Origin of the sequence: Actinomadura madurae (assembly GCF_047130825.1) — a bacterium.
Lineage (GTDB): Bacteria > Actinomycetota > Actinomycetes > Streptosporangiales > Streptosporangiaceae > Spirillospora > Spirillospora madurae.
Window position 1 is genome coordinate 2,646,150 of sequence record NZ_CP083237.1, and the last position, 18,990, is coordinate 2,665,139.

Sequence of the window (18,990 nt, forward strand, 5' to 3'; positions counted from 1 at the left end):
GCACGAGCCGTCGGTCGCCACCGACCGCCTCCGCATGCCGAATAATGCAATCGGTTGTAGTAATGGACGTACGGCCGGACGCGTCTGACCACGGAACCGCAGAGCAGGATCGGTATCTAGCTGGGCTTATATGATGGCGCTGCGAGGGTGATCGTGAGGAATCTCACTGCAAAGGGTTGACGTCATCGCCGCGGCCGCTATAAGAAAGCGCTATCTCACTCACCCCACTCACCGAAGGGCCAGTGATGACGCTGAGGCCCGCGGCGGCCGTCCCGGAGACGGAGGCGGCCGGGACCCCGGTCACGTCGTCCGGGCGGAGGGGCGGGCGCCGCCCCCGCCGCCGCAAGAGCTCCCGCGCCCGCTCGCAGGCGTGGGCCGCCTACCTGTTCCTGGCCCCCTGGTTCATCGGCCTGTTCGCCGTCACGCTCGGCCCGATGATCGCCTCGCTGTACCTGTCCTTCACCGACTACAGCCTGCTGTCCGAGGCCCACTGGGTGGGCCTGGACAACTACGACGAGATGTTCACGGCCGACGACCGGTACATGAACTCGCTCACGGTGACGACCACCTACGTCGTCGTCTCGGTCCCGCTGCAGCTCGCCTTCGCCCTCGGGCTGGCCATCGCGCTGGACAAGGGGCTGCGCGGGCTGTCGTTCTACCGGTCGGTCTTCTACCTGCCCTCACTGCTCGGCGGCAGCGTGGCGATCTCGATCCTGTGGCGGAAGATCTTCGGGGTCGACGGGATCGTCAACACGTTCCTCGGCTGGTTCGGCTACGAGGGGCAGGGGTGGGTCACCAGCCCCGACACCGCGCTGTGGACGCTGATCATTCTGCATGTCTGGACGTTCGGCGCCCCGATGGTCATCTTCCTGGCGGGGCTCCGGCAGATCCCGCAGACCCTGTACGAGGCGGCCCGGGTCGACGGGGCCGGACGGATCCGGCAGTTCCGCTCGATCACGCTGCCGCTGCTCACGCCGATCATCTTCTTCAACGCCGTGCTGGAGGTGATCAAGTCCTTCCAGTCGTTCACGCAGGCGTTCGTCGTCAGCGGCGGCAACGGCGGACCGGTCGACTCGACCCTCTTCTACACGCTCTACCTCTACATCAAGGGCTTCAAGAACTACGAGATGGGATACGCGGCCGCCATGGCGTGGGTGCTCCTGCTCATCATCGGGGCTCTGACCGCCGTCAACTTCCTCATGTCTCGATTCTGGGTCTTCTATGGCGACGACAAGTAAGCGCGTGCCGGTCCTGTTCCGGCCCGCCTCGCGGCTGACCAGGCACGTCCTGCTGATCGCGTTCGGGCTGTTCATGCTCTACCCGCTGCTGTGGATGGTCTCCAGCTCGGTCAAGCCCGAGGAACTGATCTTCCGGGAGCCCGGCCTGGTCCCCTCGGAGGTGACCGGCGAGAACTACACCGGCGGCTGGGACGCGCTCAAGCACTCCTTCGGCTACTACCTGTGGAACTCCGCGGTCATCACCGGCCTGGCGGTGGTCGGCAACCTGGTCGCCTGCTCGCTGGCGGCGTACGCGTTCGCGCGGCTGGAGTTCCCGTTCAAGAAGCTCTGGTTCGCCATCATGCTGGGCTCGATCATGCTGCCGCACCATGTGACGGTCGTGCCGCAGTACATCATGTTCAACAAGGTCGACTGGATCAACACGATCTGGCCGATCGTGGTGCCGAAGTTCCTGGCCACCGACGCGTTCTTCATCTTCCTGATGGTGCAGTTCATCCGCACCCTCCCCCGCGAGCTGGACGAGGCGGCGGCGATCGACGGCGCGGGCCACTGGCGCACGTTCCTGCAGGTCGTGATGCCGCTGTGCGTCCCCGCGCTGGCCACCACGGCGATCTTCACGTTCATCTGGACGTGGAACGACTTCTTCACCCAGAACCTCTACCTGACCAATTCCGACCGGCTCACGGCCCCGGTCGCGCTGCGCCATTTCCTCGATTCGAGCGGCGAGTCGTCCTGGGGGCCGATGTTCGCGATGTCGATCGTCTCGCTGGGGCCGATCTTCGGTTTCTTCCTGGCCGGCCAGAAATACCTCGTCCGAGGCATGTCGACGACCGGCCTCAAATAGCGCCTCTCCACCCCCGTCCCCCGGAGGTACAGCACATGAAACGCATCCTGGCGGCCGCGGCCGTCACCCTGCTCGCGGTGTCGGCCACCGCCTGCGGAAGCGGCGACGGCGATTCCGGCGACGAGAACCAGATCGTCTTCTCCTACTGGGGCAGCGACTCCCGGCAGAAGCTGACCGAGGCCGCCATCGCCAAGTTCGAGGAGAAGAACCCGTCGATCAAGGTCGAGGGCGACTTCTCCGACTTCGACAGCTACTACGAGAAGCTCGCCACCAAGACCGCGGCCGGGGACGCGCCGGACGTCATCTCCATCGAGATCCGCGCGCTGGCGGAGTACTCCGGCCGGGGCACCATCACCGACCTGACCGGCAAGATCAACACCACCGACCTCGACCAGAGCGTCCTCAAGGCGGGCCAGGTCGACGGCAAGCAGTACGCGATCCCCACCGGTGTCAACGCCTTCCCGATGATCGTCAACAAGAAGGCCGTCGCGAAGGCCGGCCAGAAGGTCCCCGACGACAAGACCTGGACCTGGGACGACTACATCGCCCTCTCCCAGAAGATCACCGAGAGGAACGGCGGCAAGCCCTGGGGCACCGAGTACAACGAGAACCCGGCCTTCCTCCAGATCTACGCCGCCCAGCGGGGCGAGCCGTTCTACAAGGACGGCAAGCTCGGCGTCTCGGAGCAGACCGTCAAGGACTGGTGGGCGCTGCTGCAGAAGATCATCGACACCAAGGCGGGCCCGGGCGCCGCCAAGATGCTGGAGACCGGCACCAAGCCCGACCAGGCGCTGCTCGTCACCAAGGAAAGCGCTTTCGGGAGCTGGTGGAGCAACCAGCTCGACGCGCTGACCAAGGGCTCCGGCGAGGAGCTCGACCTGCTGCGCATGCCGAGGATCCCGGGCGCCGCCACCTCCGGCATGTTCCTGCAGCCGGCGATGTACTACACGATCTCGGCCCGGACCGAGAAGACCGCCGCCGCCCAGAAGTTCGTCGACTTCCTGGTCAACGACCCGGACGCGGGCGCCATCCTGCTCAGCGACCGCGGCCTGCCGACCAACGGCACGGTCATCGCCGCGATCAAGGACAAGCTGACCCCGGCCGACCAGAAGGTGCTGGCCTTCATGGAATCGATCAAGAACGATCTCAGCCCGGTGGTCGTCCCGCCGAAGGGCGCGACGGAGATGGAGGACATCCTCAAGCGCGCCACCGACTCGGTGCTGTTCAAGAAGGCCACGCCCGACGCGGCGGCCAAGGCCTTCATCACCGAGGCCAACAACACCCTGTCCCAGTGAGTTCGTGACGTGCCGTGCGGCCCCCTAGGCGGCCGGGCCGCACGGCACCCCCACCACCCTGGAGTCCCGCACCATGCGATACGCCTTCGTCGGGCTCGGCCACCGGGCGCAGATGTACGTCGACGCGCTGCTCGGAGCGTGGCGCGACACCGGTGAGATCGTCGCGCTCTGCGACCCCAACCGGACGCGCCTCGGCTACCACCTCGACCGGATCGGCCGCGCCGTGCCCTGCTTCGCGCCCGAGGAGTTCGGCAAGGCGCTCGACCTCGCCGACGCCGTCGTCGTCACCACCGTCGACGCCGCCCACGCCGGCTACGTCCTCGCCGCCCTCGACGCGGGCAAGGACGTCGTCGTGGAGAAGCCGCTGTGCACCACGGCCGAGGACTGCGCGGCGATCCTCGCGGCGGCGGAGCGCGGCGCCGGCCGGCTCGTCGTCACGTTCAACTACCGCTACTCGCCGCGCAACAGCGCCGTCCGCCGGCTGATCGCGGACGGCGCGATCGGCGACGTCACCTCGGTGCACTTCTCGTGGGCGCTCGACACCATCCACGGCGCCGACTACTTCCGCCGCTGGCACCGGGACAGGGCGAACTCGGGCGGGCTGCTGGTGCACAAGGCCGCCCACCACTTCGACCTGGTCAACTGGTGGATCGACGACGCCGCCGCCTCGGTCTACGCCCAGACCTCCCTGCGCTTCTACGGCGCCGCCAACGCCCGCGCCCGCGGGCTCACCGACCGTCCCGCCCGCGCGCGGCACGCGCCGGACCTCGGCACGGACCCGTTCCTGCTGGACCTGTCCGCCGACCCCCGGCTGAAGCGCCTCTACCTCGACGCCGAGCACGAGGACGGCTATTTCCGCGACCAGGACGTGTTCGGCGAGGGCGTGACCATCGACGACAACATGGCGGTCCTCGTCCGCTACGAGCGGGGCGCGCTGCTCACCTACTCCCTCAACGCCCACGCGCCCGCGGAGGGCTACCACGCGGTCTTCAACGGCACCGCCGGGCGGCTGGAGCTGGAGGTCGTCGAGCGGGCGTGGACGCCGCCGCACGCCGCGATCGACCCGACCGCGGCCGGCAAGGAGCACGCCGCCGGCGCGTCCGAGCGGCTGGTCCTGCACCGGCACTGGCGGGAGCCGGAGGAGATCCCCATCGAGGGCGGCGCGGGCGCGCACGGCGGCGGCGACGCCCTGCTGCTCGACGACGTGTTCCGCGGCCCGGCGGACGACCCGCTCGCCCGCCAGGCGGGTCACCGCGCGGGCGTCGCGAGCGTGATGATCGGCATCTCCGCCGGCCTGTCCGCGGAATCCGGCGCCCCCGTCGCCCTCACGGCCGGCGGCACGCGCCTGGCCGGCTGATGCCCGGGGAGTTCCCGGGCCTGGCGAAGACCGTCGCGGGTCACCTTTAAGTCCGCTTTCGCCCTCGCCTGTTGTGATCGTCGCGTGCCGTCCCCATGGCGGGCGGCCGGACGACGAAGGGGGAGGGAGCATGGCGCTCCGCCGACGCACGAAGCTGCTCACCATGGCGGTGGGACTCGCCGGGGCCGGCACGGTGGCCGCCGGCGGCGCCGCGATGGCCGATCCCGGGCCGGAGCCGGTCCGCACCCAGTTCCAGATCGTCGAGCACCAGGCGCACGGGACCGCCGGCGCCCCCGGCACCGACTGCCCGGACAAGACGGCCCGGAGCGCGGCCGAGGGGACGCGGTGAGCGGCGGCCTCGACGCCGCCCACGTCCGGCCCGCGGCGAGCACCCTGGCCGAGCGGGCCCTGTTCGAGGTCAAGCGGGTCATCGTCGGCCAGGACCACATGCTGGAGCGGATGCTCGTGGCGGTCCTGGCCGGGGGCCACTGCCTGCTGGAAGGGGTGCCGGGCGTCGCCAAGACGCTCGCCGCGCAGACGCTCGCCACGGTCGCGGGCGGCTCGTTCGCCCGGCTCCAGTTCACCCCGGACCTGGTGCCCGCCGACATCGTCGGCACCCGCATCTACCGCCCGTCCACCGAGAGCTTCGACATCGAGCCCGGCCCGGTGATGGCCAACGTGGTGCTGGTGGACGAGATCAACCGCGCGCCGGCCAAGGTCCAGTCGGCGCTGCTGGAGGTGATGGGCGAGCGGCAGGTCAGCATCGCCGGGCGGACGTTCCCGGTGCCCTCGCCGTTCCTGGTGCTGGCCACCCAGAACCCGATCGAGTCCGAGGGGGTGTACCAGCTGCCCGAGGCGCAGCGCGACCGGTTCCTGCTGAAGATCGACGTGGGGTACCCGACCGAGGCGCAGGAGCTGGCGATCGTCTACCGCATGGGGACGCGCCCGCCGACCGCGAGCCCGATCCTCGGCACCGCCGAGGTGGAGGCGCTGCGGGAGGCGGCGGCGGACGTGTTCGTGCACGACGAGGTGGCGCGGTACGCGGTCCGCCTCGTGGCGGCCACCCGCGACCCCGCCGGCCACGGCGTTCCGAAGCTCGCCGGCATGCTGGCCTACGGCGCGGGGCCGCGCGCGACGCTCGGGCTGGTCGCGGCCGGGCGCGCGCTGGCGCTGCTGCGCGGGCGGGAGTACGTGCTGCCGGGCGACGTGCGGGACCTGGCCGGTGACGTGATCGCCCATCGCCTGGTGCCGTCGTTCGACGCGCTCGCCGACGGCGTCGGCGTGCGGCCGATGGTCGACGCGATCGTCGCCGCGGTGCCCGCGCCGCGGATCGCGCCCGCCGAGGCCCTCGACGGGGACGGCGGCGGGGACCTCGACGGCGGGGACGTCCCGGCGCGCCCCGACGGCGGCGAGGGCAGGGCCGCGTGAACGGCCCCGGCCTGCGCGACCTGGCGCCGGAACAGGCGCTGCGCCGCCTGGAACTGACCGTCACGAGGCGCCTGGACGGCCTGCTGCAGGGCGACCACCTGGGCCTGCTCCCCGGGCCGGGCTGGGAGCCCGCGGAAGGGCGCGAGTACGTCGCCGGCGACGACGTGCGCGCCATGGACTGGAACCTCACCGCCCGCATGACCACGCCGCACGTCCGCGACCGGGTCGCCGACCGGGAGCTGGAGACCTGGGTGCTGGTGGACGCCACGGCGAGCATGGACTTCGGGACCGGGCAGCTGGAGAAGCGCGACCTCGCGGTGTTCGCCGTCGCCGCCGCCGGGTTCCTGACCGAGCGGACGGGCAACCGCCTGGGCGCCCGGATCGTCCGCGACGGCGGCACCCGCCACGTCCCGGCGCGGACCGGGCGGGCGCACCTGCTCGCCCTGCTCGGCACGCTGCTGGCGGAGCCGCGCGGCGCGACCGGCCGCGCCGCGCCGTCCCTCGGCGCGGGCGCCGACCTGCTGCGGCGCACCGGGCCCCGGCGGCGCGGGCTGATCGTCGTCGTCTCCGACTTCCTGGAGGGGGTGCGCGAGTGGGAGCGCCCGCTGCGGTTGCTCGGCGCGCGCCACCAGCTCCTCGCCGTCGAGGTCGTCGACCCGCGGGAGCTGACGCTCCCGGACGTCGGCATGCTCACCCTCGTCGACCCCGAGACCGGGCGCCGGCGCGAGGTGCCGACGGCGAGCCGCCGCCTGCGCGAGCGGTACGCCGGCGCCGCGGCGCGGCAGCGCGAGGAGATCGCGGCCGGGCTGCGCCGGGCGGGCGCGGCGCACCTGCGGCTGCGGACCGACGGCGACTGGGTGCGCGACCTGGTGCGGCACGTCCTGGCGCAGCGGCGGGTCGCCCTGGCCGCGCCCGCTCCCCCGCCTCCCCCCGCCGGAGGCGCGGCATGAGCTTCCTCGATCCGGTCCGCCTGTTGCTGCTGCTGGCGCTGCCCGTCCTCATCGCCGCGTACGTGGTGATGCAGGTGCGGCGCGGCAGGTACGCGGCGCGGTTCACCAACCTGGCGCTGCTCGACAAGGTCGCGCCCACCCGGCCCGGGTGGCGCCGCCACGTCCCGGCGGCGGCGTTCCTGCTGATGCTGGGCCTGTTCGTCACCGGCTTCGCGCGTCCCACCGCGGACGTGCGGGTGCCGCGCGAGCAGGCGACGATCGTGCTGGCCCTCGACGTCTCCCACTCCATGCAGGCCACGGACGTCGAGCCGACCAGGCTGGAGGGGGCCAAGCAGGCCGCCCGCACGTTCCTGGACCAGGTGCCGGACCGCTTCAACGTCGGCCTCGTGTCGTTCTCGGGGTCGGCGTCGGTCATCGTCGCGCCGACCACCGACCGCCAGGCCATGCGCACCGGCATCGACGGGCTGCGCCTCGGGCCGCGCACCGCGATCGGCGAGGGCGTGCTCGCCTCCCTGGACTCGATCGCCGGGTTCGGGGCGCAGTTCGGCGAGGAGGCGCCGCCGGCGCACGTCGTCCTGCTCTCGGACGGGACGAACACCGCCGGGCGGAGTCCCGAAGAGGCCGTCCAGCGCGCCACGCAGGCCCGCGTGCCGGTGTCGACGATCGCCTACGGCACCCCGGAGGGCGTCATGCACCAGAACGGGCAGGCGATCCCGGTGCCGGTCGACGGACCGGCGCTGGAGCGGCTGGCGCGGGACGCCGGCGGGCGCCACTACCAGGCCGCGTCCGGCGACGAGCTGCGCGGCGTCTACGAGGACATCGGCAGCAGTATCGGCTACCGCGTCGAGCAGCGGGAGATCTGGACCTGGTTCGTCGCCGCGGGTCTGCTCCTCTCGTGCGCGGTCGCCGCGGGATCGCTGCTGTGGTTTTCGCGGCTCCCGTGAACGAACCACAGGGCGGCGGAGTACTGAACGGTGAGAGAGAGCGTGGAGGAGAGCCCCATGAGTTATCCACCGCAAGCCGACCCCCGGTACGGCGGCAGGCACGACACCCTTCGGTACGACCTCGCCGACGACGCCCGGTTCGGGCTGGGCGAGCCGCGCGGCCCCGACTTCCGGTCTCCCCCGCCCCCTCGTACGTGGCCGCCGGACGAGGCGTTCACGCGCCCGGCGCCGCGCGACCCGTGGGCGACCCCCGACTACGGCGAGGACCGCCGCGACCGCGGCGGCCGCTCCGGCCGCGCGGTGGTCGCGGCCGTGATCGCCGCGCTGCTGGCCGGGGGCCTGGCCGGCGGCGTCGCCGGGCGCGTGACCGCCGGCGACCCGGCGTCCACCGCGCTCTCGCAGTCCGGCGCCGGCCCGGTGAACGGCGGGACCGGCGACCTCAGCGAGGTGGCGGCGCGGGTCCAGGCGAGCGTGGTGTCGATCGAGGTGCGGTCGGGGAACGGGCGCGGCACCGGCTCGGGGTTCGTCATCGACCGGCAGGGGCACGTGCTGACCAACGCGCACGTCGTCGAGGACGGCGGCCAGGTCACCGTGACGCTGGCGGACCGGCGCCGCATCCCGGCGCAGGTGACGGGCTCCGACCCCGCCCTCGACCTGGCGGTGCTGTCGATCCCGGCCGGGCAGAGCCCGGCGCCGCTGACGTTCGGCCGGTTCTCCGACGTCCGGGTCGGCGACCCGGTCCTCGCGCTCGGCTCCCCGCTCGGCCTGCAGGGGACGGTCACCGGCGGCATCGTCAGCGCGCTGAACCGCGAGGTGCGCATCGGCGACGGCGGGGCGAGCACGGCGCTGCAGACCGACGCGTCGATCAACCCCGGCAACTCCGGCGGGCCGCTGGTCAACGCGCGCGGCGAGGTCGTCGGCGTGAACACGGCGATCGCGACGCTGATGCGCGGCGGGGGCGGCGGCTCCATCGGCATCGGGTTCGCGATCCCCGCGGACAGGGCGCGGCAGGGGGCCCAGCGGCTCGCCCGCTGAGGCCGCCGGCCCGCGTACGGTCGTAGCGAGGGCCTTCGGGCCCGCACTGCCAGGAAAGGGGGCGGTCCGGATGCGGGTGCTGGTGGTCGAGGACGAGGAGGACCTTGTCGAGGCGCTGCGGTACGGGCTCGCCCGCGCCGACTACGCGGTCGACTCCGCGGGCGACCTGGAGGAGGCCACGCAGAAGCTCTACGCCTCCGCCTACGACCTGATGATCCTCGACCTCAGCCTCCCCGACGGCGACGGCTTCGACCTGTGCCGCGCCGTCCGCCGCGGTCGCCTGGCCGGCGAGAGCGGCCCGGACCTGCGCATCCTGATGCTGACCGCGCGGGACCGCCTCGCCGACCGGGTCCGCGGCCTGGACGAGGGCGCCGACGACTACCTGGTCAAGCCGTTCGCGTTCCCCGAGCTGCTGGCCCGCGTCCGGGCGCTGCTGCGGCGCGACAGCGGCGGCGGCTCGGCGGTGTGGACGGTCGGCGACCTGCGGCTCGACACCGGGCGGCGGGAGGCCTTCCGCGGGGACCGGCTGCTGCGGCTCACGCCCAAGGAGTACGCCGTGCTGCGCTACCTGATGAGCCGCCCAGGCCAGGTCGTGTCCGCGGAGGAGCTGCTGGAGCACGTCTGGGACGAGAACGCCGATCCGTTCACCAACACCGTCCGGGTCACCGTGGGGACGCTGCGCCGCAAGCTCGCCGCGCCGGACGAGGAGCAGGTCATCGAGACGGTCGTCCGCCACGGCTACCGCCTCCGCGAGAACGGCGCGGTCGCGGCGGCGGCCGGGGACCGGGGGCCGGCGTGAGCGTCCACTCGATCCGGTTCCGGCTGACGGTCATGTACTCGACGCTGCTGTTCGTCCTCGCGGCCGTCATGCTGGGCGGCGTCTACCTGGCCGTGGCGCGCAGCACCGGCGCCCAGCCGATCACAAAGACGTTCAACGCCGAGAAGATCGTCCAGATGCCGGACGGCACCCAGCAGAGCCTCGGCCAGGTCGAGGTCGTCAAGGTGCAGCACGTCGAGCAGGCCGTCAACTACGAGACGCGGCAGACCATCAAGCACTACTCGCTCATCATGCTGGGCGGGCTGTTCGTGGCGAGCCTCGGCATCGGCTGGGTGCTGTCGGGGCGGGCGCTGAAACCGGTCGGCGCGATCGCCCGCGCCGCCGAGGAGATCCAGGCGACCGACCTGTCCCGCCGGATCCGGCTGGCGGGCCCGCGGGACGAGCTGCGCTACCTCGCCGACACCATCGACTCCATGCTGGACCGGCTCGACTCGGCGTTCCGCGCCCAGCGCCGGCTGATCGACGACGCCTCGCACGAGCTGCGCAGCCCGCTGGCGATCATCCGGGCGAACGTGGACACCGTGCTCAGCGAGCCCGACGCCGGCGCCGAGGACCGCCGCCGCGCCGTGCAGGTGGTCGACCGCGCCACCACCCGGATGACGCGGCTGGTGGAGGACCTGCTGGCCACCGCGCGCCGCTCGGCGCCCGCCCTCGACGACGCCGACGTCGACCTCGGGCTCGCGGCGCGCGAGGCGGCCGAGGAGTTCGACCCGCTCGCCGCGGCGCGCGGGCTGACGATCGAGCGTCGGCTGCGGGACGGGCTGCCGATGATCGGCGACCACGACGCGCTGCGCCGCGCGGTGGGCAACCTGCTGTCCAACGCGGTGCGGCTGGCGCCCGCCGGCACCGCGATCACGGTCGCCGCCGACCGGTCCGGCGGGTGGCAGTGGATCGCCGTCCGGGACGCCGGCCCCGGCATCCGCGCCGAGGAGCAGGACCGCGTGTTCGACCGGTTCTGGCGCGGGACGGAGTCGCGCCGCTCCCGGGACCGCCGCACGGGCCTCGGGCTGGCGATCGTGCGGAGCATCGTCGAGGCGCACAACGGGCACGTCCGGCTGTTCTCCGCACCGGACGCCGGCGCCACCTTCGTCCTGTGGTTCCCGGTCGCCCCCGGCGGTGCCGGACCCGCGGCCCCGCCGGCCGCCGACCCCCTCACCGTGGACGAGGCCCCGTCGCGGCCGCTAGGCTAACGTACTAGTTCGTCCATACCGAGGAAGGGCGTGCCGCGACATGCGCAGGTCGATCGCCACGGTGTCGCTCAGCGGCTCGCTGGGCGACAAGCTGACCGCCGCCGGCGGCGCCGGGTTCGACGGGGTCGAGATCTTCGAGAACGATCTGGTCGCCGCCGACCTCACCCCCGAGGACGTGCGCCGCCGCGCCGCCGACCTCGGCCTCGCCATCGACCTCTACCAGCCGTTCCGCGACTTCGAGGCGGTGCCGCCCGCCGTCCTCGCCGGGAGCCTGCGCCGCGCGGAGCACAAGTTCGCCCTCATGGAACGGCTCGGCGTCACGCTGCTGCTCGTCTGCTCGAACGTCTCCCCGGCCGCCGTCGACGACGACGCCCTCGCCGCCGAGCAGCTCCGCCTCCTGGCCGAGCGCGCGGCCGAGCACGGGATCCGGATCGCCTACGAGGCGCTCGCGTGGGGCACGCACGTCAGCGACTACCACCACGCGTGGCGCATCGTGCGTGAGGCCGGCCACCCGAACCTCGGGCTGTGCCTGGACAGCTTCCACATCCTCGCGCGCGACACCGACCCCTACGCCATCGAGACCATCCCCGGCGAGAAGATCTTCTTCCTGCAGCTCGCCGACGCCCCGGCGCTGCCGATGGACGTCCTGTACTGGAGCCGGCACTACCGGTGCTTCCCGGGGCAGGGCGACCTCGACGTGGCGGGGCTGGTCGCGAGCGTCCTGCGGACCGGTTACGACGGGCCGCTCTCGCTGGAGGTGTTCAACGACATCTTCCGGCAGGCCGCGGCCATGCGCACCGCGCAGGACGCCATGCGCTCCCTCATCGCCCTGGAGGAGCAGGCCGGCGCGCGGCTCGGCGGCTCCGGCCGGGCGGCGGCGCTCACCCTCCCGCCGCGGCCGGTGGTGCCGAGCGGGTTCGCCTTCGCCGAGCTCGCCACCCCCGACACCGGCCCGCTGGGACGGCTGCTGGAGGGCCTCGGCTTCACCCGCACCGGGACGCATTCCGGCAAGCCGGTCGAACTCTGGGAGCAGGGGCGGGCGCGGATCCTGCTGAACCGCGGGAGCGCGGAGAGCCAGGACGGCCCCGCCCTCGGCGCGATCGGGCTGGAGTCCCCGGACCCCTCCGCGTCCGTGAAGCGGGCCGAGGCGCTGCGGTCCCCCGTCCTGCCGCGGCTGCGGGGCCCGCACGACGCGCCGCTGGACGCCGTGGCCGCCCCCGACGGGACCGAGCTGTTCTTCTGCCGGACGGGACATCCCGACCACACGAGCTGGACGGACGACTTCTCCATCGGGCGGCGGGCGCCCGCGGGCACCGGCGAGATCACCCACATCGACCACGTGGCGCTCACCCAGCCGTGGCATCACTTCGACGAGGCGTCCCTGTTCTACCGCAGCGTCCTCGGGCTGCGCCCGCACGAGAGCCTTGAGCTGCCCGACCCGTACGGCCTGATGCGCAGCCGGGCCGTGTCCACGGAGGACGGCGCCGTCCGGGTCGCCCTGAACGTCGCCTATGTCGGAGCGCACGACGGCGTCCCCGGCGTGGCGTGGCAGCACGTGGCGCTCGCGAGCCGCGACATCGTGGCCAGCGCCCGCCGGCTGCGCGCCGCCGGGCTCACCCCGCTGGCCATTCCGGCGAACTACTACGACGATCTGGAGGCCTGGCACGACCTGGGCGCGGAACGGCACCGGCTGCTGCGCGAGCTCGACCTCCTCTACGACCGGGACGAGAACGGCGAATTCCTCCATTTCTATACCGCCACCACCGGGCGGATGTTCGTCGAAATCGTGCAGCGGATCGGCGATTACCGCGGATACGGCGCCGTCAACGCGCCGGTCCGGCTCGCCGCCCAGCACGCGCGCGCCCATCGCGCGCCGTCGCCATAAGATGAGTTCCCCTTCGCTGATCGCCTCCGTGGAGTCACATGTCGTCGCAGCCCGCCACACCCGCCGCCGGAGAACGTCAGCGTGACGCCGACAGGACCCGGGCGGAGATCCTGGACGTCGCGCAGCGCGAGTTCGCGCGGCACGGATTCGCCGGCGCCAGGGTGGACGAGATGGCCGCGCTCATGCGCACCACCAAACGAATGATCTATTACTACTTCGGCGGCAAGGAAAAGCTGTACATCGCCGTTCTGGAAAAGGCCTACGGCGAGGTCAGGGCGCTGGAGTCGACCATCGACGTGCACCATCTGGCACCGGTCGAGGCCATCCGGACGCTGGCCGAGCTGACCTTCGACCACCACGAGGCGCACCAGGACTTCATCAAGCTCGTCAGCATCGAGAACATCCACCAGGCCGAGCACCTGCGCAAGTCGGAGCTGCTGGTGAACCTCGGCGGGCCGGTGTCGGACCTGATCTCCCAGATCCTCGCCGCCGGCCGCGCCAACGGCGACTTCGTCGTGGACGTCGACGCCATCGACATGCACATGATGATCAGCGCGTTCTGCTTCTTCCGCATCGCCAACCAGCACACGTTCGGCGCGCTGTTCGGCCGGAACATGATCGCGCCCGAGCACCGGGCCAGGCACCGCGAGATGATCGGCGAGATGGTCGTCGCCTACCTGACCGGCGGCGGGCGCCGGTAGTCGAACGCGGCCCCGGCCTCGCGGCCGGCGGCGATCGCGGGCTCACGCACCAGGTGGTGGTCGGGTGAGAGGCCGCAGGCGGGATCGGTGCGCGCGGCGTCCCCGGTGAGGGCGTACGCCTGGCAGCGGCAGCCGCCGAAGTCCGTCTCCCGCCGGGGGCACTCCCGGCACGGGCCGGTCATCCAGCCGGTTCCCCGGTAGGCGTTGAAGGCGGGCGACTCCGCCCAGATCCAGGCGAGGGAGTGGTCGCGGACGTTCGGGGGCGACAGGTCCGGCATCGCGTACGCGGCGGGGCACGGAAGCGCGGTGCCGTCCGGGCCGACCGTGATGGAGCGGGCCCCCCATCCGCCCATGCAGGGCTTCGGCACGCCCTCGTGGTAGTCGGGCATCACCCACACGATCTCGGGCTTCGGTCCCGGCCGCTCCCGCCACGCGGCCACGGTCTCCCTCGCTCGGTCGAGGTGCTCCCGCGCGGGCAGCAGGGCGGCGCGGTTGCGCAGTGCCCACCCGTGGAACTGGGTGTTCGCCAGCTCGATCCGGTCGGCGCCCCAGCGGGCGCCGAGGTCGAGGATCTCGTCCAGGTGGCCGAGGTTGTGCCGGTGCAGCACGACGTTCAGCCCGAACGGGAGCCCGGCCGCGGTGATGACCCCGGCGGCGCGTTCCTTCGCCCGGAAGGACGTCCGGCCGGCGATGAGGTCCGAGGACTCCGGGCGGGCGTCCTGAACCGAGAGCTGCACGCTCTCCAGCCCCGCCTCGACCAGATCGTCCAGGCGGCGCGCGGTCAGCCCGAGCCCGCTCGTGACGAGCTGGGTGTAGACGCCGGCCTCGTGCGCGGACTCGACGATCCGCACGATGTCGCGGCGCAGCAGCGGCTCGCCGCCGGACACGTGCGCCTGGACGACCCCGAGACCGGCCGCCTCGGCGAACACGCGTGCCCACGCGGCGGTGTCCAGCTCGGCGTCCCGCCGGATGAGTTCGAGTGGGTTGGAGCAGTAGGGGCAGTGCAGCGGGCAGGCGTGGGTGACCTCCGCGAGCAGGGCCCACGGCGCGGGCACGTCCGTCATCGCAGCCATCCTTCCGCCCGGATCCGGTCGAGGAACCCTGGCACGTCGTCGGCCAGCGGCGCGCCCGGGTAGGCCGCGCCCAGCTCGGCGATGATGTCGCCGACCGTCCGGCTGCCGTCGCAGAGGCGCAGGATGCCGCCTCCGGTCTCGCTGAGCCGCACCGCACGCTCGGGCATGAGCAGCAGGTCGGCGCCGCGTACCGTGTCGTGCCGCAGCACGATGGAGCGCGCGAGGGCCGGGCGCCACTCCCCTTCCGGCCGGTCAGCGGGCATGGACGGCCTCCTCGGTACGGGACGCGTGCTCGACCGCGTCCAGCAGCGACCAGAGGACGTCGCACTTGAAGGTGAAGGCGGCCAGCGCCCGGTCCTCGTCCTCCGGGGTGCGCGCCCATTCACGGACGAGGGCCAGCGCCTCGGCGGCGTCCCGGCGTCCCTGCGACACCCGGACCTGGAAGTAGCGCAGCCCTTCCGGCTCTATCCACGGGTAGTGACGCTCCCAGGAGCCGATCCGGGTGACCATCAGGTCGGGGGCGAACAGTTCGGTGAGCGAGGACGCCACGGCCTCAAGGCGCGAGCCGTCCCGGCAGAAGTTCACGTAGCCGTCCACGGCGAACCGCACCCCGGGGAGGACGCCCTCACCGGACAGGAGAAGCGTCCGGTCCAGGCCGACGGCCTCGCCCAGGCGGAGCCACCGCTCGATGCCGCCGTCCTCTCCGGGCCGGCCGTCATGGTCGTGGATGCGCCGGATCCAGCTCTGCCGCAGTTCGCGGCTGCCGAGCTTGGCGAGGATGTAGGCGTCCTTGACCGGGATGTGCCGCTGGTAGTGGAACCGGTTGAGCACCCAGCGGCGCAGCTCCTCCGGGGACAGCAGCCCCTCGTGCATGCGCGCGTTGAACGGGTGGCGGTGGTGGTAGCGGTCGGCCGCGAGCACGCGGAGCCGGTCTTCCAGGTTCACAGTTCGATCACCGCGCCCTCCGGGGCGACCTCGATCCCCAGGGCGGCCAGCGCGCGGTGCCCGTCCGCGTCGGGGTCGACCAGGGGGTTAGTGTTGTTCAGGTGGGTGTACAGGCGCCGCGCGGCGGGCAGCGCGGCGAACCTCTCGGACGTGCCGTTCGCGCCGGTGATCGGCAGGTGGCCCATCTGCGTCGCCGTCCGCTCGGAGCAGCCGGAGCGGCGGGGTTCCTCGTCGTCCCAGAACGTGCCGTCGAGGAACACGCAGGCGGCGCCGCCGAGCGCGTCGTCCAGCTCGGCGGGCCATCCGGCCAGGCAGGGAGCGTAGACGGCCGTCCTGCCGTCGCGGCGGTCGGTGACGCGCAGCGCCACGGACCAGGCGTCACCGTGGCCGCCGAGGCCGGCGGCGTAGCGGGGGCGCTTCCCCGAGACCCGGACGGTGCGGACCTCCAGCTCACCGAACACCGCGGGCTCCTTCTCCGGCAGTTCCGTCCAGGTCAGGGCCGCGTAGGGGGCGAGGACGGCGTCGAGGCGCAGGCCGTCGGCGAGCGCCCGCCGCACCGTGGCGGTCGCGAGGACGTGCAGGCTCGGCGCCTCCCGCAGCCGCGGCAGCCCGAGGACGTGGTCGAGTTCCGCGTCGGTGAGGACCACGCCGGCCGGCGGGCTCCGCCGCGCGCCCGGCCCCGCGCGCAGCTCCGGGCTCGCCTCGATCTGCTCGGCGATGTCCGGTGTCGCGTTCACGACGAGCCACCGGCCACCGGCCTCGACGGCGATCGAGGCGTGCCGGCGGCGCAGCCCCGGGCGGGCACGGGCGGCGGCGCACCCGGTGCAATCGCAGTTCCACTGGGGAACGCCGCCGCCCGCCGCGGTGCCGAGAATCCGCAACCGCATGCGCGCCCTTCTCAGTCCTCGGCGCGGTAATAGGCGGTGACCTCCAGGGAGGTCTCGATGATCTCGTAGTCGGGCTTCACCCAGTGGGTCGCCTGCTCCTGCGACGCGGCCATGCGTGCTCCTTTCCCTTGTTGCGGAACGATCCGGTGCCGCTTGCTCACCGGAAACTCACTGAACGACGATCTTTCCGGTGCTCTGCGGGAAGACCGGGTCGTTGTAGAAGAACTCGCCCTTCGTGGTGAAGGTGTGCCGGAACGACTCGCCGGGCTTCAGCCGCCCGGTGTTGAACTCGTGCTCGAAGAACGACGCGGCGCCGTGCGAGTGCTCGTTTCCGGACGGGTTGACGAACGTCACCTCGGTGCCGGCCGGAATCGTCATGTTCTGCGGCGACATGGCGTTCTGGGAGACGAAGTTCTCCTCCTCTCCCGGGGCGTTCTTCGAGGCGTCCCAGATCCGGCCGAGGGTGACGGTGTTGTCCGCGGTGGCGCCCGTGACCGCCGCCGCGCGGATCTGGTTGCGCTTGGACGGCGGCTTGGGCGCGGGCGCGGGCCCGACCTTGCCGTGCAGCTTGAACGCCCACAGGTGGTCGCCCTTGGGGATGTCGGGGTAGGGCAGCCAGCTGCCGCCGGCGAGGACCGCGACGTACTGCTCGCCGTCGATCTCGTAGGTGATCGGGCTGGTGTGCACGCCGGCGCCGCACTGCCACGTCCACAGCTCGCGGCCGTCGGTGTCGTCCATCGCGACGAGCACGCCGTCCGGGCGTCCCTGGAACATGACCCGCCCGGCCGTGGTCAGGATCCCGTTGCCGTGCGCCAGGGACCATTCGCCCTCCCTGCGCCACGCGGGCTTGTTGGTGCGCGGGTCCACGGCGACGATGCCGCCGGAGAAGTACTCGCCGAGAGGGCGCGCGGTGTTGACCCGTCCGCCGTTGGTGTTGGAGTAGGCCGAGTTGACGAGCCCGTACCCGACGTAGACGAACCCGGTGTGCGGGCTGAAGGACAGGTACGACCAGTCCGCGCCGCCGCCCGCGCCGGGGAAGAGGATCGTCGCGTCGTCCCAGAACGGCGTGTAGATCTCGCCGGTCGGGTAGTACGGGACGGGCCTGGTGGTGTCGCGGTAGCTCGGCGACTGGTGGACGAACGGCTCGCCGCCCGGGAACGGCTGGGTGGGCCACGTCTTCTGCCGCGGCTCCTGCGGGACGGGCCGCTCGGTCATGCCGTGGACGGGCTTCCCGTTCTCCCGGTCGAGGATGTAGTACATCCCGGTCTTGCTGCCGTACACGACGACCTTGCGCCTGCGGTGCCCGATCCGCAGGTCGCACAGGACGGGCGCCATCACGTTGTCGAAGTCCCAGATGTCGTGGTGCACCGACTGGAAGTGCCAGCGCCGCTTCCCGGTCTTGGCGTCGATGGCGACCAGGCAGTTGGAGAACAGGTTGGTCCCGCCGCGGGTGGAGCCGTTGGTGCGCGGGTAGGGGTTGCCGAACGTCCAGTAGACGAGGCCGAGCTCGGGGTCGATCGCGGGGTGGATCCAGCAGACGGCGCCGCCCGTCTTCCAGGTGTCGCCCTCCCAGGTGTCGTTGCCGAACTCGCCGGGGCCGGGCGGGCCCCAGAAGGTCCAGGCGACCTCGCCGGTCCGCGCGTTGAGCGCGTACCCCCGGCCGCGCGCCCCCGCGGTGCTGCCCTCGGTGCCGACGTAGATCAGGCCGTCCCAGTAGACGACGGCGCCGGCGAGCCCGCCGCGGTTGCCTCCGCACTGCCCGGTCTGCGGGTCGCAGTCGGGGTCGCCCTCACCCGCGATGAGCAGTTCCCGCTGCCAGACGACGGCGCCCGTCCGCTGGTCGAGCGCGTAGACGATGTTCGCGCCGGACGTGGTGAAGACGAGCCCCTCACCGAGCCCGACGCCGCGCATGTTGGTCTGCTCGGAGCCGACGTTGGTCTTCCACTTGACCTCGCCGGTTCGCCCGTCCACGGCGAAGACGTTCTGCTGGACCGTCTGGACGTACAGCACGCCGTCCTGGGCGACGATCGTGCTCTGCTGGGAACGCCCTTGGGTGCTGCCGCCCTCCAGGTTGACGTGCCACGCGCCGCCGAGGTGCCGGACGTTGCCGCGCGTGATCGTGTGCAGCGCCGAGTGGTTCTGGTTGCCGTAGTCCCCGCCGACCTTGGGGAAGTTCCGGGCTGCCCGGCCGAGGCGGCGCGGCTGCTCGGGCACCGGGAGGGCGAGCCGGGGGCGGGCCGCCGCCTCGGCCTCCGGCGCGCGGAGCGGGGTGAAGGCGGCCGTTCCGCTGATGACGGCGGCACCGGTCAGGAAGTTCCGACGTTTCATGCTGCTCCCAACTCGTGGTCCGCTAGATGGACGCGTTGGTCCGAGTAACGGA

General features: G+C 72.5%; 19 protein-coding genes. 13 read left to right on the forward strand and 6 right to left on the reverse strand.

What is annotated here, in order from left to right; genetic code table 11:
* Positions 1-245: 245 nt before the first annotated feature.
* The 13 genes from K8Z49_RS11920 to K8Z49_RS11980 all read left to right on the forward strand — a co-directional run bounded on the left by K8Z49_RS11920 (position 246) and on the right by K8Z49_RS11980 (position 13,705).
* The gene (locus K8Z49_RS11920; protein ID WP_075020395.1) at positions 246-1,238 is read left to right on the forward strand and encodes a carbohydrate ABC transporter permease; all 993 of its coding nucleotides are present in this window, start codon (positions 246-248) and stop codon (positions 1,236-1,238) included.
* Positions 1,222-2,082: a carbohydrate ABC transporter permease gene (locus K8Z49_RS11925; protein ID WP_024936332.1), complete on the forward strand. Its 861-nt coding sequence runs from the start codon at positions 1,222-1,224 to the stop codon at positions 2,080-2,082. The genes K8Z49_RS11920 and K8Z49_RS11925 overlap by 17 nt, the downstream gene beginning before the upstream one ends.
* 35 nt (positions 2,083-2,117) lie before the next feature.
* The gene (locus tag K8Z49_RS11930; RefSeq protein ID WP_412518750.1) at positions 2,118-3,377 is read left to right on the forward strand and encodes an ABC transporter substrate-binding protein; all 1,260 of its coding nucleotides are present in this window, start codon (positions 2,118-2,120) and stop codon (positions 3,375-3,377) included.
* 73 nt (positions 3,378-3,450) lie between these two features.
* A complete protein-coding gene (locus K8Z49_RS11935; RefSeq protein WP_075020393.1) occupies positions 3,451-4,734 on the forward strand; it encodes a Gfo/Idh/MocA family protein in 1,284 nt (427 codons plus the stop codon).
* A 130-nt stretch (positions 4,735-4,864) separates the two neighbouring features.
* Positions 4,865-5,083, forward strand: a complete 219-nt coding sequence (locus K8Z49_RS11940) for a hypothetical protein (protein ID WP_021597299.1) — start codon at positions 4,865-4,867, stop codon at positions 5,081-5,083.
* Positions 5,080-6,162, forward strand: coding sequence for an AAA family ATPase (locus K8Z49_RS11945; RefSeq protein ID WP_244938577.1), 1,083 nt, complete (start codon positions 5,080-5,082; stop codon positions 6,160-6,162). Before K8Z49_RS11940 ends, K8Z49_RS11945 begins: the two co-directional genes overlap by 4 nt.
* Positions 6,159-7,112 (forward strand): DUF58 domain-containing protein, encoded by a 954-nt coding sequence (locus K8Z49_RS11950; RefSeq protein WP_024936333.1) that lies wholly within the window; start codon positions 6,159-6,161, stop codon positions 7,110-7,112. The genes K8Z49_RS11945 and K8Z49_RS11950 overlap by 4 nt, the downstream gene beginning before the upstream one ends.
* A complete protein-coding gene (locus tag K8Z49_RS11955) occupies positions 7,109-8,056 on the forward strand; it encodes a VWA domain-containing protein (RefSeq protein WP_412518753.1) in 948 nt (315 codons plus the stop codon). Before K8Z49_RS11950 ends, K8Z49_RS11955 begins: the two co-directional genes overlap by 4 nt.
* 57 nt (positions 8,057-8,113) lie before the next feature.
* On the forward strand, positions 8,114-9,091 hold the full coding sequence (locus K8Z49_RS11960; RefSeq protein WP_412518755.1) for a S1C family serine protease: 978 nt from the start codon (positions 8,114-8,116) through the stop codon (positions 9,089-9,091).
* A 70-nt stretch (positions 9,092-9,161) separates the two neighbouring features.
* Entirely contained in the window at positions 9,162-9,890 is a 729-nt protein-coding gene (locus tag K8Z49_RS11965) for a response regulator transcription factor (RefSeq protein ID WP_111831192.1), read from the forward strand.
* Positions 9,887-11,119 carry a sensor histidine kinase gene (locus tag K8Z49_RS11970; protein ID WP_021594839.1) on the forward strand — a complete coding sequence of 411 codons (1,233 nt, stop codon included), beginning with the start codon at positions 9,887-9,889 and terminating at the stop codon, positions 11,117-11,119. Before K8Z49_RS11965 ends, K8Z49_RS11970 begins: the two co-directional genes overlap by 4 nt.
* Positions 11,120-11,159: 40 nt before the next feature.
* Positions 11,160-13,004, forward strand: coding sequence for a TIM barrel protein (locus tag K8Z49_RS11975; RefSeq protein ID WP_412518758.1), 1,845 nt, complete (start codon positions 11,160-11,162; stop codon positions 13,002-13,004).
* A 38-nt stretch (positions 13,005-13,042) separates the two neighbouring features.
* Complete coding sequence (locus tag K8Z49_RS11980; RefSeq protein ID WP_021594837.1) at positions 13,043-13,705, forward strand: TetR family transcriptional regulator; 663 nt, start codon at positions 13,043-13,045, stop codon at positions 13,703-13,705.
* Here K8Z49_RS11980 and pqqE read toward each other — a convergent pair.
* From pqqE to K8Z49_RS12010, 6 genes are read right to left on the reverse strand one after another with little or no spacing between them, the layout of a single operon-like run.
* The gene (gene pqqE / locus K8Z49_RS11985; protein WP_412518760.1) at positions 13,678-14,769 is read right to left on the reverse strand and encodes a pyrroloquinoline quinone biosynthesis protein PqqE; all 1,092 of its coding nucleotides are present in this window, start codon (positions 14,767-14,769) and stop codon (positions 13,678-13,680) included. The genes K8Z49_RS11980 and pqqE overlap by 28 nt on opposite strands.
* Positions 14,766-15,041, reverse strand: coding sequence for a pyrroloquinoline quinone biosynthesis peptide chaperone PqqD (gene pqqD, locus K8Z49_RS11990; protein WP_412518762.1), 276 nt, complete (start codon positions 15,039-15,041; stop codon positions 14,766-14,768). The genes pqqE and pqqD overlap by 4 nt, the downstream gene beginning before the upstream one ends.
* Positions 15,031-15,723, reverse strand: coding sequence for a pyrroloquinoline-quinone synthase PqqC (gene pqqC, locus K8Z49_RS11995; protein WP_021594834.1), 693 nt, complete (start codon positions 15,721-15,723; stop codon positions 15,031-15,033). The genes pqqD and pqqC overlap by 11 nt, the downstream gene beginning before the upstream one ends.
* Positions 15,720-16,610, reverse strand: a complete 891-nt coding sequence (pqqB, locus tag K8Z49_RS12000; protein WP_412518765.1) for a pyrroloquinoline quinone biosynthesis protein PqqB — start codon at positions 16,608-16,610, stop codon at positions 15,720-15,722. The genes pqqC and pqqB overlap by 4 nt, the downstream gene beginning before the upstream one ends.
* An 11-nt stretch (positions 16,611-16,621) precedes the next feature.
* A complete protein-coding gene (gene pqqA, locus K8Z49_RS12005) occupies positions 16,622-16,723 on the reverse strand; it encodes a pyrroloquinoline quinone precursor peptide PqqA (protein ID WP_021594832.1) in 102 nt (33 codons plus the stop codon).
* Between the two features lie 55 nt (positions 16,724-16,778).
* Positions 16,779-18,938 (reverse strand): PQQ-binding-like beta-propeller repeat protein, encoded by a 2,160-nt coding sequence (locus tag K8Z49_RS12010; protein WP_412518767.1) that lies wholly within the window; start codon positions 18,936-18,938, stop codon positions 16,779-16,781.
* Positions 18,939-18,990: the final 52 nt, after the last annotated feature.

Bases quoted from the DNA above. Each gene is read 5' to 3' on its own strand.
- K8Z49_RS11920 (WP_075020395.1), top strand. From the start codon at position 246: ATGACGCTGAGGCCCGCGGCGGCCGTCCCGGAGACGGAGGCGGCCGGG.
- K8Z49_RS11925 (WP_024936332.1), top strand. From the start codon at position 1,222: ATGGCGACGACAAGTAAGCGCGTGCCGGTCCTGTTCCGGCCCGCCTCG.
- K8Z49_RS11930 (WP_412518750.1), top strand. From the start codon at position 2,118: ATGAAACGCATCCTGGCGGCCGCGGCCGTCACCCTGCTCGCGGTGTCG.
- K8Z49_RS11935 (WP_075020393.1), top strand. From the start codon at position 3,451: ATGCGATACGCCTTCGTCGGGCTCGGCCACCGGGCGCAGATGTACGTC.
- K8Z49_RS11940 (WP_021597299.1), top strand. From the start codon at position 4,865: ATGGCGCTCCGCCGACGCACGAAGCTGCTCACCATGGCGGTGGGACTC.
- K8Z49_RS11955 (WP_412518753.1), top strand. From the start codon at position 7,109: ATGAGCTTCCTCGATCCGGTCCGCCTGTTGCTGCTGCTGGCGCTGCCC.
- K8Z49_RS11960 (WP_412518755.1), top strand. From the start codon at position 8,114: ATGAGTTATCCACCGCAAGCCGACCCCCGGTACGGCGGCAGGCACGAC.
- K8Z49_RS11965 (WP_111831192.1), top strand. From the start codon at position 9,162: ATGCGGGTGCTGGTGGTCGAGGACGAGGAGGACCTTGTCGAGGCGCTG.
- K8Z49_RS11975 (WP_412518758.1), top strand. From the start codon at position 11,160: ATGCGCAGGTCGATCGCCACGGTGTCGCTCAGCGGCTCGCTGGGCGAC.
- K8Z49_RS11980 (WP_021594837.1), top strand. From the start codon at position 13,043: ATGTCGTCGCAGCCCGCCACACCCGCCGCCGGAGAACGTCAGCGTGAC.
- pqqE (WP_412518760.1), bottom strand. From the start codon at position 14,769: ATGACGGACGTGCCCGCGCCGTGGGCCCTGCTCGCGGAGGTCACCCAC.
- pqqD (WP_412518762.1), bottom strand. From the start codon at position 15,041: ATGCCCGCTGACCGGCCGGAAGGGGAGTGGCGCCCGGCCCTCGCGCGC.
- pqqB (WP_412518765.1), bottom strand. From the start codon at position 16,610: ATGCGGTTGCGGATTCTCGGCACCGCGGCGGGCGGCGGCGTTCCCCAG.
- pqqA (WP_021594832.1), bottom strand. From the start codon at position 16,723: ATGGCCGCGTCGCAGGAGCAGGCGACCCACTGGGTGAAGCCCGACTAC.
- K8Z49_RS12010 (WP_412518767.1), bottom strand. From the start codon at position 18,938: ATGAAACGTCGGAACTTCCTGACCGGTGCCGCCGTCATCAGCGGAACG.